The organism is Bacillus sp. TCT6 (assembly GCF_056033845.1).
Window position 1 is genome coordinate 3,689,183 of sequence record NZ_JBVYHX010000001.1, and the last position, 14,838, is coordinate 3,704,020.

Here is a 14,838-nt window from a genome sequence, read left to right on the forward strand (position 1 = left end):
CTCAACGAGCCACCTTATTACACGCTTATAATAAAACTATTGTTTCTACTCATCCTCCCATTTTGGGAGCATATGAGTAGAAAAAAGTAAAAACCTCTTATAGACATAAGAGGTTTTTACTTTTTTCATTATTCAGCATCTGTATTTTGATACGCCATCTTAAACAACTTCACTTGGCTATCAATTTCTTCTGTACTACCATTAATAACATAATAGTAATCACCATCTTTATTTTGTTCACGTGTTTTCACATTATCAGCTAATGTAAGCTGTAAAATCGCCTTAATTCGTGCCTTCATTTCAATATCTAATATCGGGAAAGATATTTCCACTCGCTTCTCCATATTTCGCGTCATCCAATCAGCTGAAGATAAATATATTTTCTCCTCCCCATTATGATGGAAATAATAAATACGGCTATGTTCTAAATATCTTCCAACAACACTAACTACACGAATATTTTCACTTACATTTGGAATACCAGGTCGTAGGCAACATGTTCCTCGAACAATGAGCTCTACCTTTACTCCAGCTTGTGATGCTTCGTACATTTTTTTAATTAATGGTTTATCTGTTAATGAATTCATCTTAGCGATAATATATCCATTTCCATATTGCCTATGATAACGGATTTCTTCATCTATTAAATCCATAAATTGTTCTCTTATATCAAATGGAGCAACAGATAAATGATGAAAATGTGGCTTTGTTGTATAACCACTTAAATAATTAAAGAAATTGGTTGCATCAACCCCAAAGTCTTTTCTTGATGTAATATATCCAAAATCAGTATATAACTTCGCTGTTGCATCATTATAGTTTCCAGTTCCAAGATGTACGAACCTTTCGATTTTTCCGTTTTTTCTTCTTACAACTAACGTAATTTTACTATGTGTTTTCAAGTGACTTACACCGTAAATAACATGACATCCTGCCTGTTCCAATTCTTTAGCCCAATGAACATTGTTTTCTTCATCAAATCTTGCCTTTAATTCAACTAATACCGTCACTTGTTTTCCCTTTTCAGCCGCTATCTTTAACGCCTGAATAATTGGTGAATCACCACTTACTCGATATAACGTTTGTTTAATCGCAAGTACATTTGGATCGTCTGCCGCATCACGGACAAAATCAACTACCGGCTGAAATGATTCAAAAGGATGATGTAATAAAATATCATGCTCAATTGCTTTTTCAAATACATCTTCTTCATCACCTAAATCTTGAGGCGGTTGCGGAATAAGAGCCGGATATACAAGATGTTCATATAAAGGAGCTAGTTTTTTATATAAAGAAAACAAACATGTTAAATCTAATGGCCCATCCATTATATATACATCTTCATCTTTTACTTCCAGAACCTCATATAATAACGCTAATACTCTTTCATCAATGTGTTCTTTCCCAACTTCTAAACGTACAGCCCCCCCCCACTTACGTTTTTTTAATTCTTTTTCAATTACCTTTAATAAATCTCTCGCACCTTCTTCATGAATCGTTAAATCTGCATTGCGTGTAATACGGAAACGAGTAACAGATGATACTGTATATCCCGTAAATAATTTATGAGTAAAGCTACTAATTACGTCTTCTAATAAAATAAATTTATGCTTTTGCCCTTCGCTCGGTAAAAATATGAAGCGCTCAAGTAATGAAGGAACTTGTACAATTCCTAGCTTCGTCCGATTCTCTTCCTCCGCTTGCTTCTCATCATATAAAAGAGTAGCTAAATTCAAACTTTTATTTAATAACATTGGAAATGGGCGATATGCATCAATAGCTACAGGGGTTAACACCGGAAAAATTTGCTCATCAAAATACTCTTCTATAAATTCTCGCTGCTCTTTCGTCAAATCATGGAATGTTAAACGTTCAATTCCCTCTAACTCAAGCGCTGGCAATACATAATTTTTAAATGTATCATATTGTACTGTCATTAGTTCATGGGCTTTTATCGCAATTTTATTTAGTTGCTTTTTTGGTGTTAAGCCAGCTTTATTTTCTGGCTGATTAAATCCAGCACTCACTTGATCCTTTAATCCCGCTACACGTACCATAAAGAATTCATCTAAATTCGAACTAAAAATACTAATAAATTTCAATCTTTCCAAAAGTGGATTTTTTCCATCTTGCGCTTCTTGTAGTACACGTTCATTAAATGCTAGCCAGCTTAACTCTCGATTATTGTAATAAGCTGTATCATTTAAATTTACTGCATTCCCCTTCGATAATTCCATTCTCTTCACACTTCCCCTTGAAACTTTTTTACTATAATTTAGTTAATTTTATTTTATCAAATTACAATATTACAAAGTGTAAATTTTTCGTAAAGACATCCGTACGACCTAATGTTTTAGTTCAAATAACAAGTTAATATTCGTTTTTAATACTCTTTCTAACTGTTTTTTTTGTTTTTCAGCTTGCACTTTTTCTGCTAATGCAGACTGTTCACATAAAACTTTAAACGTTAATGCCTCTTTGCTTTCTGTTATAGATATGGTTTCAACAAGCGATCGTTGCCTTGCATTTAAAGCAGCTGAAAATTGTAAAACAGCTCCTAATAGACGGATTTTTTTTTGTTCACTTTTATCAAACCAACCTTCAAATGGAGATAAATGTTGTTTAAATAGCATTTTTGATTTATAAGATGCAATAAGCGCTAACCTCACTCTATCTTTATGCATCATGCCATCAATTGTCTTATTCGCCAATAAATAAAACGTATGTAAACGGCTCGCTTCTTCGTCTATATATTTGCCTATATTAAATACTTTCGCTGCTTGATGGAATACTTCCCAGTCTTTTACTGACATAGAAATAAGCCCTATTTCCTCAAGTTGTTTGCAAATTAGTCTTCCATGTTTAATAAGTTGAATAACAAATTCCATGTCCATTTCGTATTCATGTGATAGTAAATGCAAACTTTCTTCAACTACGTTCGGATAATATGAAATCCCCAAATCTTTTGTCAACTCTTCATAGAAAACACCTTCTCTTAATCCTTTTCTACTTAATACAAATGCCGGTGCCTCTATAACATTAACAAGTGTATGAAATACTTCAACCGCTGGAATAATCGTATCCGCTCGATCTTTTGCCAATCCTTCCAATTTCTGAAGTTCTATGAACGACAATTTTTCCAACTCATCTTTTACATTTTCAATATCTTCTTCTTTCATCTTGTATAAATGTAATCCTGCTATAGGATAACATATTAAATTTTGATGGATTTTTACTAAGTTCCTCGCACTACCACCAATTGCAATAAGAGGCAATTTCTTATTGATGAACCATGGTAACGTTTGAAATTGAAATTCTAAATAATGTTGCATTCCCTCTAACTCATCTTTAGTAGGAATGTCACCTTTAATAAATTGTTGCTTTAAAGAAAGTGCCCCAAAAGGAAAACTATGGTACTCTAAAATCTCTCTATTTCTAAAGTATGTAACTTCCGTACTTCCCCCACCAATATCTACCGTTATTCCTTCTGAAAACGATGTAGAATTCATAACCGCCAAGTATCCGTAACGCGCTTCCTCATATTCTGATAATACTCTAAGAGTAAAGTCCGTTTGTCCTTCAATAAGCTTTTTAATTTCCTCTTGATTCTCAGACTGTCTAATTGTTGCTGTTGCAACACAAAGTACATGATGCAACTGATGGAACCTTGTACTTTCTTGAAATTGAAATAATGTCTGTAATAATACTTCTATTCCCTCTTCATTCAACACACCATCAATTAAGTAATTCCTTAACCTAGCAACCACTTTCGTATTTTCAATCTCTTTATAAAAACCTCCATTTTGCTTTTCATAAATAACTAAACGCATTGTATTAGATCCAATATCTATAATGGCATACTGTTGTTTTAATATTTCTTTCAAACTTCTCACTCTTTCATTATCAAATTTCAAAAACATATTCTATTACTATTATACAAAATAGTTGTTTTTTGTAACAATATTGCTTTAATATTGAAAATATATACAATCACTTTTTGCATATAATAAAAACCTATTTTATTTATGCTATAATAATGAAAAATTGAAAGGAGATTCAATATGAAACCTTCACAACCACAATCTCAATTACAAAACCAACATTCTATTAATCGACTAGCTCAATCTATTTTCGTTGTGAATCGTCATGCTAAAGCAGCTACTAATCCTAAATATTTATACTGGTTAAAAAAGACAGCTTTAGAGCGTTTGATTGCTGAAAAAAAAGCAATTAAAGAAGGATTACATTTTTCTAGAAACCCACGTTTTAGCCAACAACAATCTGATGTCCTTATACGTTTAGGCGATTATTTTTTCCACATCCCTCCTACGAAAGAAGATTTTCGAATTCTACCGCATCTTGGTCATCTTGAATCCTCCTATCGAAATCCGAAAACAACCTTATCTTTAACAGTAGCAAAAAAAACACTTCAAGATTATATTGGGCCTGAAGCATTGAAACAAGAAAAAAAATTAAGTGAACCGGTTCCATGGTATAGTCGTACTTATACAAAAAAATAAAACAGTTTGGCCAAGTGTAGGCCAAACTGTTTTATTTTTTCTCTTCTTTAATTTTAATATTTGCTTGTTTATAAAAAGCTACTTTTTCTGTATTATAAGACTTTGTGAATTCATTAAATTTATCTTTTTCTGACTCAATATCCTTATAAGATTGATTTACTACTTTTACTTTTTCACTAATATCTTTTAATTTAGTACCTTTATCTTGTAACATTGTATATAACTCTTTTTCTTGTTTTAAAGATTTATTATAGCTGTCATACATTTTATTAAATGAATCGTGTCGTTTCTCATACATGCTTTTCACTTTATCAGCTTGATTTTTCAACTTATTATCTTCAATTTTCTTCACATACTTATCAGCTGACTTCACTTCTTCTTGCGCTTTATTTAAGGCCTCTTTTTCTTTTGTAAGTACTTTTTCTCGTTCAGTTGTATTCTTTGCTGCTTGATTCAGTTTTTCTTTAACAGTTTGATTATTATCTTTTCCTTCTTGCACAATCTGGTTATATAATTCTTGTCCTTCTTTCTCTAAAGTCTCAAGTTTTTTTGCATCTTCAAACATTGTTTTTTCTTGTTTAGCAGCGTTTTCAAACGCTACATATAATTCTTCTTCTGGTTTCGGTCCAAAACAACCGGCTAATAAAGTCATTGATAATGCAGTTATAATTGCTAATTTACTATATTTCAACATCTCTTCCTCCTACTTATAAACGACCATCGTGTAATATAAAAAAGTTATAAAATATGTAATTGTTCTATACACTCGCATCTTTTTTACGAAGATCATTAATATTGTTTGTACAAATTATTACTTAATATTACATTATTCTTTTTGAAGTATTTAGCAGTTCCATATCCATCTTTAAGTATAGTACTTCGTGTTCTTTAAAATCTGTTCACACTATGTATTACCTTAATGGCCACAGAATTTCACCTCAGTCTTAATAAGACTATAATAGTTCACCTGATAAAAGGTGATCGTTCCGCTCTCACGTCTATCATTCCCTTTCCAGCTTTCTATCAAATAATCTCTTTGTTCATTTTACACAGTACAATCGATATCTCGCAACAACTTACAAATATTCTTTTCATTTCCTAAAAAGGAAAAGTGTAGAGCTTGCTTTCCTCTACACTTTTAAAATAAAACACATTGTGCAAATTGCATTGACACTACCATCATAATTATATGCTTATTTCATATATTTTTAAAGACTTTTATTACAAACGCAGCGTTTTTTTGTAATAAAAGTCAAAAAAATGTTACAAATAAAACTTCTTCCTATCAAATATCTTCAAATCAAAGCTTCACTCATTTTCTTGCAAATTTCTATACTGGTACAATTGATTTTGCGACTTTCTCAACAGTTCTTCAAACGTTTTTCCTTCTACTGGATAGCTAGCTGCTCCAAATAAAAGAGTGACACTGAGTAAATCACCTTCTATTTCACTTTCAATATTTTTCATTAATCTGTTTGTTATTGTTGATGTTTCATGACCATTATCAATTGCTACAATAACATACTTATTTTCATCCCACTTTGTAACAACATCTCCCTTCCGAATTGACTTTACAATGGTACTCTCTAATTTTTGTACTAACACTCCCAATTTTTTTTCTTGCAACGTGTCTTTTAATCCTTCCCATTCTTTTACAGAAAGAATGTAAACTGTAATATTACGGGAAGCTCTTTCAGATAAAGCGGCTACTTTCCCAAAAAAATCAACAACAAAATCGTTGCTTGCCATTCCTCCTACTTCTTCATTCATACGCTTGTTCGCTCTTTTATCGTACCAATGTCCAAAATAATAACTTAGTATCATTTGCAATATATAAATAATAAAGACGGTATAAAATGATCGTGAATCCAGTTTTGCAATTACATCCTGAAGTGCAATCCATTCTGTAACTGCCACTGTATTTCCAAGTAATAATCCACTAATTTTCCCTTTATGTTTCATACTTCTCCCCCTTTTATACCAATATATGTTTCTATATCAATAATGTTTTTCTACCAAATAAAAAATGTACATATCCAATGTACATTTCTGCTTAAGCTTGTATACCTTTTCTACTCTATTTCATATATATAATATATAACTTTTATAGAAAGGAGTAATCTATATGCTACAAAAAGAGAATCTATCAGATGCTATGCGGTTACTAGCTGGTTTTCTATTATCATTAAAATTATTATTTACCTCTTTCGGCATACACTTTATTACAAACGATCAAATTGACGCTATTGTTAATGTTGTTTCATTTTTATTTATTCTATACTTTGGCTACAAAAATAACTATGTAGGAAAAAAAGGAATGGAGCAAAAGAAAATACTCAAAAAACACAACCTTCACTAAAAAAAGGAACCTTTTGTACAGGTTCCTTTTTATTATTGACGCACAACAACTTCATTTGTTTGCAGTGGACCATATGATATCTCTTTATCTTGAAATGTATATGTAGCCTGAAAGAATGCTTGTTTAAGAGCTTTATCTTTATTAGCTTTTATTTTACAACGTAGTTCCACCTTTTCATTCGGTAACAAATCATCAATTCGCCACCTTACAAGCTGGAATAAAAACTCACTTATCCCCTTATCAACTTTTAAAGAATTAGGAATATAAGCAAAGTAATCTCGAATCATATGACTTACAACAACTCTCGAAATCATTTCTACCCCTTTATTTTCCACTTCAATTCTCATAATAAGTATGTCGTTTACATCGTAGGTCAATTCATACGAAAATTGTTCTGTATACATACTACCAATTTTTAATGTAACGGCTACTTGAGGAAATTCATTTTCCTTTTTCGATCCGTCAATCCACAATACTGGTTGTAGCGGTATTGAATACTTTCCTGTATCCGAAATTCGTCCCCATATTTTCATAATATATATTCACCTCATTTCAGATGTATCATACACACAATGAATTCCCCAAATTACTAAAGCTTACTACAAGCAATGTTTAATATTTCTCTTCCTTTTATCCTATTCGACAATATGAAGAAAAAACCATTTTTCATCTATTAACAGAAGGTGTTCTTAATGAAATTTTTTTACAATTTACTTTATGGCAATATTCAATATGGCTCACTCGTTCTCTACTCATACGAAAGAATATTTTGACGGAAGAAAAAGTTTGCCTTATAGTCAAATTTGACTATAATATTCTTTATGGCATATCAGTGCACTTATGGAAAAGAAATTAAAATCACCTATACATTTAAATTTTTTATCCACTGCACTCAAAACTTAATATAGTTTACTTATTTCTAAAGGAGGGTTATATTTGGAAACTCAACCATTAAAAAAAGACGCCAACAAGACAAAATTTGTTGTTGCTGGTTTACTGCTTGGTATATTAATGGCCGCAATGGACAATACAATCGTTGCAACCGCAATGGCAACAATTGTTGGAGACTTAGGAGGATTTGATAAGTTTGTTTGGGTCACATCAGCTTATATGGTAGCAACAATGGCAGGGATGCCTATCTTCGGGAAACTTTCTGATATGTACGGGCGGAAACGTTTTTATATTGGTGGCCTCATTCTTTTCTTATTCGGTTCTGCGCTCTGCGGAACAGCTTCAAGTATTGAGCAATTAAGTATTTATAGAGCTATTCAAGGTATCGGTGGTGGTGCCCTTATGCCTATCGCCTTCACAATTATGTACGATATCTTCCCACCAGAAAAACGTGGGAAGATGACAGGACTATTCGGTGCTGTTTTCGGGACCTCTAGTGTATTCGGTCCTTTATTAGGCGCTTATATTACAGACTATATAAGTTGGCATTGGGTCTTCTATATCAATATTCCATTAGGACTTATCTCCTTTTTCTTCATTACTAAATACTACAGTGAGTCTCTAGAATTTAGAAAACAAAAAATTGATTGGGCTGGTGCTATTACACTTGTCATAAGTATCGTTTGCTTAATGTTCGCATTAGAACTTGGTGGTAAGGAATATGCCTGGAATTCCACTGTAATTATTGGCTTATTTACAACAGTAGTTATTACGCTTATTATTTTCTTCTTTGTAGAACGAAAAGCAACCGAGCCTATTATTTCGTTCCATCTATTTAAAAAACCTTTATTCGCAGCTAGTCAAGGAGTTGCCTTTTTCTATGGTGCCGCTTTTATTATCTGTACAGTTTATATTCCAATCTTCATTCAAGGCGTTCTTGGAGGTTCCGCCTCTAATGCCGGATTAATTTTAACACCAATGATGGTTGGTTCTGTAATTGGAAGTCAAACAGGAGGACAATTAGCTTCTCGAACAAGCTATCGTAACATTATGATGGTATCTGGCGTCTTCTTCGTTCTTGGTATTTATTTATTAAGTACTTTAACAATGGATACACCTCGTTTACTCGTAACACTATTTATGATTCTCGCTGGGCTTGGTGTTGGCTTCTCATTCTCAGTATTAAGTATGTCTTCTATTCACAAATTAGAAATGCGAGACCGTGGTTCGGCAACATCAACAAACTCATTCTTCCGATCACTCGGTATGACTCTTGGTGTAACGATTTTCGGTACAATTCAAAATCATATTTTTACAGATAAACTAAACTCTGTGTTCCCCCCTGAACTAGCAAAATTAGCTCCAAAAGGTGGAGACACAAGTTTCTTATTATCGCCAGGCGCTACCGCAAAAATTCCTGCTGAAATATTAGCGGGTATTAAAGAAGCTCTCGCTACATCTATTGCGAACACATTCTTCTGGGCACTTATTCCGGCTGTACTAAGTATTATTTGTATTTTACTTATGGGAAATGAACGCCTCTTTACAGGCCCTAAAAAGAAAGAAAAACAAAAGCAAGTCAGTTAATATAAAAAAGAAGCGGCATATCCCTTTATGAAAAAGGATATGCCGTTTATAATATGTATAAAGTTAATCTTTAATCAGTGGCGGTTTTGTTCATCCCCCACTGATTATTAATTGAACCAATCGGGCTTTTACGGACAGCCCGCCCCCACCTAACTTCTTTGGTTCCGCTGAATTTTTGGATGGGTGTCTTACTGCCCGTTAATGCCGGATAAAGTTTTTATATACAGGAGTTGAGACAGCATGAGCATGAAATTAGTCATTCTCGGCTTGCTACTCGAAGGAGATAAACATCCATATGAAGTGCAGCATATTATGAAAGAACGACAAATGGATTGTTACATTAAATATGCTAAAGGATCACTTTATTACGCCTTCGAGCAATTAGAAAAGCAAGGCGCAATTCATATTACAAATGTAATTAGAGACACAAATCGACCTGACAAAACGATTTTTCATATAACAGAAGAAGGCAAAAAACTATTCCACACTTTACTATTAAAACAATTCGAAGCAAAAAACCAAATATATAAACCTATTTATTCAGCCTTATCTTTCGCTCACTTTAGCAATGATCACGAATTAGTTCCTATTTTAGAAAAAAAGAAAAACGATACTCTTCAATATTTATATACTATGCAAACGATATATGATTGTAATAAAGGAAAAGTTCCACGTGCACAACTATATATTTTACAAAGTGTAATTGAGCATATTACAGTTGAACTACAATGGCTAAACACCCTCCTTAAAGATGCTATAGCAGGCCGGCTTTCAGAAGTTGCTATAGATGAAAATTGAGCTATGAAAGAAGACATCCCTACTTCTTTCATAGCTCAATTTCTCTTTTTATAATGTAATATTATTAGTTACTTCAGAATACAAAAGTCAGAATAATAAGAAATAAAAACTTTGGAATTTTCTTATTTTAAAACAGTAGACAAAATTCCAAAAATTGTGTTAGAATTTGTTTCAATATCATATCGCTTGTTAAATTCCTTTCAAAAGGAAAATAGGTACACGAAAGTTTCGTTTCGTGTTTAAAAGGGAAGCTTGGTGAAACTCCAACACGGTCCCGCCACTGTAAATGCTGAGATTTCTTTTTAGTGCCACTGTGAAAACGGGAAGGTGAAAGAAATTATATGAAGCATAAGTCAGGAGACCTGCCTGTTTTAACAACACTGATAGATTCACGGATGATGATGAGGTGTTAAAACAAAAAGGAAGGCTTATTTTCTATGTCTTTGTACTTTTTGTTATAGGTATTTCCTAGTAAACGGAAATGCTTACTTTCAATTAGGGAGGAATTTAAAATGGCAATTCAAACAAGTAACTTAGGTTATCCACGTATCGGACTACAACGAGAGTGGAAAAAAACATTGGAAGCTTTTTGGTCCAATAAAATCGATGAAGAACAATTTTTAACAACAATGAAAGAAATTCGCCTTCAACACGTAAAAGTACAGCAAGAAAAAGGGATTGAACTCATTCCAATTGGCGACTTTACATATTATGATCACGTTTTGGATACTGCTTATATGCTAGGATTTATCCCATCACGTTTTTCTGAGTTTACATCTTACCTTGATGTATATTTCGCAATGGCGCGTGGCTCTAAAGATCACGTAGCTTCTGAAATGACAAAATGGTTTAACACAAACTATCATTATATCGTTCCTGAATATGAAGAGGGGTTACAAATCTCTTTAAAAGATAATCGTCCACTTCGCTTATACGAAGAGGCAAAACAAGAATTAGGAGTAGATGGAAAACCTGTTATTTTAGGACCATATACTTTCTTAAAATTAGCTAAAGGTTATACACAAGAACAATTCGCTACGATTTTAAAACAATTAGTTGCACCATACGTACAACTGCTTTCAGAACTACATGCAGCTGGTGCACAAGTCATTCAAGTTGATGAACCGATTTTCGCTTCTTTAACGAAAGAAGAAGTTCAACAAGCAAAAGAAATTTATGAAGCTATTCGTAAAGAAGTTCCAAATGCGAACCTTCTTTTACAAACATATTTTGATAGTGTAGAAGAAAACTATGAAGAAATTATTACATTCCCTGTATCCGGTATTGGATTAGATTTCGTTCATGGTAAAGAAGGTAATCTACATGCTATTTCAAAATATGGATTCCCAGCTGATAAAACTTTAGCTGTCGGTTGTATAGATGGCCGTAACATTTGGAGAGCTGACCTTGATGAAGTTCTTACGTTATTTACAACGCTACAAAAACAAGTCCAAACGAAAGACTTCATTGTTCAGCCTTCTTGTAGCTTATTGCATACACCAATCGATAAAACAGAAGAAACTCACTTATCGACTGAGCTATTTGATGCGTTAGCATTTGCAAATCAAAAATTAGAAGAGTTAGTTCTTATTCATTCTGCTCTCACTAAAGGTACAGAAAGTATTAGTAATGAGCTGGAAACATATCGAAATGTACATCATACAATTCGTTCATCTGCTGTACGTAACCGTGAAGATGTCAAAGCAGCACGAACAGCACTAAAAGAAGAAGATTTTTCACGTCCTCTTCCATTTGAAAAGCGATACGAATTACAACAAGTTGCCCTAGAGTTACCATTGTTACCAACAACAACTATCGGTAGCTTCCCGCAAACAACTGAAGTTCGTCAAACGCGAAAAGAATGGCGTAACGGTGTTATTTCAAATGAACAATATGAAAAATTTATTGAAAAAGAGACAGAAAAATGGATTCGTTACCAAGAAGAAATTGGTCTTGATGTCCTTGTACATGGTGAGTTTGAAAGAACTGACATGGTCGAATATTTCGGTGAGCGTCTTGCTGGTTTCTCATTCACTAAAAACGGTTGGGTACAATCATACGGTTCCCGCTGCGTAAAACCACCTGTTATTTATGGTGATGTAGCCTTTATTAACGGAATGACTATTAAGGAAACTGTTTATGCACAAAGCTTAACAGAGAAAGTTGTAAAAGGAATGTTAACTGGACCTGTTACAATTTTAAATTGGTCCTTCGTTCGAAATGACATTCCAAGAAAAGAAGTTTCGTATCAAATTGCATTAGCTCTTCGTCACGAAATTGAACTACTTGAATCTTCCGGAATTCGAGTAATCCAAGTCGATGAGCCAGCACTTCGTGAAGGAATGCCACTAAAAGAAAAAGATTGGGACGCTTATATTACATGGGCAGTTCAATCCTTCCTTTTAGCAACTTCTTCTGTAGCAAATGAAACACAAATTCATACTCATATGTGTTACAGTAACTTCGAAGATATTGTTGATGCGATTCGCGCATTAGATGCAGATGTGATTTCTATCGAAACATCAAGAAGTCACGGTGAATTTATTGATACATTAAAACATACAACATATGAAAAAGGCATCGGTCTAGGTGTATATGATATTCATAGCCCACGTGTACCGAGTAAAGATGAAATGTATAAAATCGTAGAACAATCTTTAGAAGTATGCGATCCTAAATATTTCTGGATTAATCCTGATTGTGGTTTAAAAACGAGAAGAACAGAAGAAGTTATTCCAGCTTTAGAGCACATGGTGCAAGCAGCAAAAGATGCTCGCTCCCTGCTAAAAACAAACGCATAACGAAAATGGGTTATCCTTATTGAGGATAACCCATTTTTTATTCTTTACTTTCAAAAAAGAATTCGTATTGTATTTTATATAATTCATCATCCGTTGGCTCTTCAAGAGGAATTGCTTGTAAGACCACTGTATACTCACCATTTGGAATAGGTATTTGAAATTTATTTGAAAGAATACTCGTTATAACGATACTTTCATTTTCAACTGTAAAAGGAACCGTAATCGTTCTAATCACTTCTTCTTTTTCAATATGTTTCCCTGGGGTCACTTTCACTTCACAAGTATAATCAGAAAGTGCTTCAAAAATAACAGTTCCCTCTGCCTCAGCATAACCTCTTTCAAAATCTTCATCCGTCCAGTCTACATAAGGCTGCTCACCGTCATAGTTCATCAACATTAATTGCGAATAAGAAATTGTTAACTCCATAGTTCCCGTTCTCCTTCATTATGAAATGTACAACTACTACTTCACTTCAAATTTCACACGCGTACCATCTGGATATTTATCTAACTTATTCCCTACCCAAGAGCCTGCTCCGCGGTTATCCGCCGGACTTATATATTCAATATGTGCTCCTTTTCCGCCTTCCTTGCACATCGCCATTGGCCATTCATCACGATCATACCCTTTTTTTGAAGGATATGGTGCTAACGACAATTTCCTTCTATCTGCAGCACCACCACGATCGATTGTACAAACTTCTGAATGCCCTTCTTTTATAGCATCCGTAATATGTTTTCCTGTCTCTGGATAACGTTCTTTCGGAAATTCTAACACTTGATCATACGTATTCGTTTTCTTTACACTTGTTTCCTCTGGCACAAGTACTTCATAAACTGCTACTAAAATAGACAGAATTGCGATAATTGAAATGATAATACCTTTTAATTGCTTCATGTATACCTCCATGTTTCTACCAGTTTCTTTTTTCCTCCGTTATTATAACAAACTTCTCCTGTATATGTTTTCAGACATTATTTTAGTTATTCCTTGCCATTCCGCCAAAAACTTTCATTTTTTCACTAATGCTGTAGAAAACTAATAGCCTTCCGACATTCTTTTTCAAAGGAAGTCCTCATAAAAGATTGAAATGATATATACGATACTTTTTGGGGAGGAAATATCATGGAAGCTACCTATAAAACGAAAGATGTCACGAATAAAACAGGCATCCCAAAACATATAGTCCGCAAATATAGTCAACTGTTAGAGGAACATGGCTATATGATTTCTAAAACAGCTGATGCTCGTATTTATAAACTTGATGATTTAAAACTATTGAAATCTATACATGAAAGAGCTGCTACATTACAAGAAGATATTTCAGAAACGATACCGATTATTTTAAAAGAAAAAGAGGCCCCACCTGTACCAGTTATACAAGATAAGCAAGAGATACAACCGAAAGAAAAGGAAGATGGACGTAACTTTGAGGAATTCATGTTGAAACTTGAAATGCTAGCTCAATTAAATGAAGCAATTATTCATCAAAATTCTACTCTAATTACACAAAATCGTTTAAAGGATGAGAAACTAGATGAATTGATGCAACAAGTTTATGTAAAAGAAGGCTCTCAAGAAAAAATGCTTCAAGAGTTAGTCGAGCACGCCGCTCAAACAGATGCATTACAAAAAGAAAAGATGGACTTATTAATGAATCATATGTATAAACGAGAATCCAAACAGGAAGAAAAAATGAATAAACTTGTTAGTCAAATTTATAACAAGGACAGTAATCGTGATGCACAGCTTATGCAAGTTATTCGAGAAATTCAAGAAACAAAAAGAATGGTTGCTGCCTCAAAAGAGCAAAGTTTCTTTCAAACATTTAAAAGTTTATTTAGCCGAGCAAAACAAGAAAAAACAAATGAATAAGCAATA

Annotated in this window: 13 protein-coding genes and 1 riboswitch; of the genes, 6 read left to right on the plus strand and 7 right to left on the minus strand. The window is 33.4% G+C overall.

Annotated elements, in window-relative coordinates; all coding sequences use genetic code 11:
* Nucleotides 1–128: 128 nt before the first annotated feature.
* The gene (locus AC0ONG_RS18670; RefSeq protein WP_000423553.1) at nucleotides 129–2,237 is read right to left on the minus strand and encodes a polyphosphate kinase; all 2,109 of its coding nucleotides are present in this window, start codon (nucleotides 2,235–2,237) and stop codon (nucleotides 129–131) included.
* A 108-nt stretch (nucleotides 2,238–2,345) separates the two neighbouring features.
* On the minus strand, nucleotides 2,346–3,920 hold the full coding sequence (locus AC0ONG_RS18675) for a Ppx/GppA family phosphatase (RefSeq protein WP_003279790.1): 1,575 nt from the start codon (nucleotides 3,918–3,920) through the stop codon (nucleotides 2,346–2,348).
* Nucleotides 3,921–4,061: 141 nt separating this feature from the next.
* On the opposite strand from AC0ONG_RS18675, the gene AC0ONG_RS18680 reads away from it, so the two are divergent.
* On the plus strand, nucleotides 4,062–4,520 hold the full coding sequence (locus AC0ONG_RS18680; protein ID WP_000804864.1) for a YkyB family protein: 459 nt from the start codon (nucleotides 4,062–4,064) through the stop codon (nucleotides 4,518–4,520).
* Nucleotides 4,521–4,551: 31 nt separating this feature from the next.
* Here AC0ONG_RS18680 and AC0ONG_RS18685 read toward each other — a convergent pair whose 3' ends face one another.
* Together AC0ONG_RS18685 and AC0ONG_RS18690 are read right to left on the minus strand one after the other, a co-directional pair.
* Nucleotides 4,552–5,214 (minus strand): YkyA family protein, encoded by a 663-nt coding sequence (locus tag AC0ONG_RS18685; RefSeq protein WP_000922472.1) that lies wholly within the window; start codon nucleotides 5,212–5,214, stop codon nucleotides 4,552–4,554.
* 614 nt (nucleotides 5,215–5,828) lie between these two features.
* Nucleotides 5,829–6,482: a diguanylate cyclase domain-containing protein gene (locus AC0ONG_RS18690; RefSeq protein ID WP_000680815.1), complete on the minus strand. Its 654-nt coding sequence runs from the start codon at nucleotides 6,480–6,482 to the stop codon at nucleotides 5,829–5,831.
* A gap of 163 nt (nucleotides 6,483–6,645) precedes the next feature.
* Here AC0ONG_RS18690 and AC0ONG_RS18695 point away from each other — a divergent pair, with 163 nt between their 5' ends.
* Nucleotides 6,646–6,879: an SPP1 phage holin family protein gene (locus AC0ONG_RS18695; RefSeq protein WP_000939448.1), complete on the plus strand. Its 234-nt coding sequence runs from the start codon at nucleotides 6,646–6,648 to the stop codon at nucleotides 6,877–6,879.
* A gap of 32 nt (nucleotides 6,880–6,911) precedes the next feature.
* Here the strand turns inward: AC0ONG_RS18695 and AC0ONG_RS18700 are convergent, their stop codons facing one another.
* Nucleotides 6,912–7,412 (minus strand): hypothetical protein, encoded by a 501-nt coding sequence (locus AC0ONG_RS18700; RefSeq protein WP_000708116.1) that lies wholly within the window; start codon nucleotides 7,410–7,412, stop codon nucleotides 6,912–6,914.
* Nucleotides 7,413–7,815: 403 nt separating this feature from the next.
* On the opposite strand from AC0ONG_RS18700, the gene AC0ONG_RS18705 reads away from it, so the two are divergent.
* The 3 genes from AC0ONG_RS18705 (at nucleotide 7,816) to metE (ending at nucleotide 12,956) form a co-directional block, all read left to right on the plus strand.
* Nucleotides 7,816–9,357: an MDR family MFS transporter gene (locus AC0ONG_RS18705; protein WP_000449901.1), complete on the plus strand. Its 1,542-nt coding sequence runs from the start codon at nucleotides 7,816–7,818 to the stop codon at nucleotides 9,355–9,357.
* A 240-nt stretch (nucleotides 9,358–9,597) separates the two neighbouring features.
* Nucleotides 9,598–10,155 (plus strand): PadR family transcriptional regulator, encoded by a 558-nt coding sequence (locus tag AC0ONG_RS18710; RefSeq protein WP_000062064.1) that lies wholly within the window; start codon nucleotides 9,598–9,600, stop codon nucleotides 10,153–10,155.
* Nucleotides 10,156–10,351: 196 nt separating this feature from the next.
* Nucleotides 10,352–10,539: riboswitch (cobalamin riboswitch) on the plus strand.
* Nucleotides 10,540–10,667: 128 nt separating this feature from the next.
* The gene (gene metE, locus AC0ONG_RS18715; RefSeq protein WP_001007602.1) at nucleotides 10,668–12,956 is read left to right on the plus strand and encodes a 5-methyltetrahydropteroyltriglutamate--homocysteine S-methyltransferase; all 2,289 of its coding nucleotides are present in this window, start codon (nucleotides 10,668–10,670) and stop codon (nucleotides 12,954–12,956) included.
* A 37-nt stretch (nucleotides 12,957–12,993) separates the two neighbouring features.
* On the opposite strand, the gene AC0ONG_RS18720 is transcribed toward metE, so the two are convergent.
* Complete coding sequence (locus AC0ONG_RS18720; RefSeq protein WP_000424022.1) at nucleotides 12,994–13,383, minus strand: competence protein ComJ; 390 nt, start codon at nucleotides 13,381–13,383, stop codon at nucleotides 12,994–12,996.
* Nucleotides 13,384–13,419: 36 nt separating this feature from the next.
* Nucleotides 13,420–13,854 carry a DNA-entry nuclease gene (gene nucA / locus AC0ONG_RS18725; protein ID WP_000811494.1) on the minus strand — a complete coding sequence of 145 codons (435 nt, stop codon included), beginning with the start codon at nucleotides 13,852–13,854 and terminating at the stop codon, nucleotides 13,420–13,422.
* 228 nt (nucleotides 13,855–14,082) lie between these two features.
* On the opposite strand from nucA, the gene AC0ONG_RS18730 reads away from it, so the two are divergent.
* Nucleotides 14,083–14,832, plus strand: coding sequence for a DUF3967 domain-containing protein (locus AC0ONG_RS18730; RefSeq protein WP_000388468.1), 750 nt, complete (start codon nucleotides 14,083–14,085; stop codon nucleotides 14,830–14,832).
* The last annotated feature ends 6 nt before the right edge of the window (nucleotides 14,833–14,838 follow it).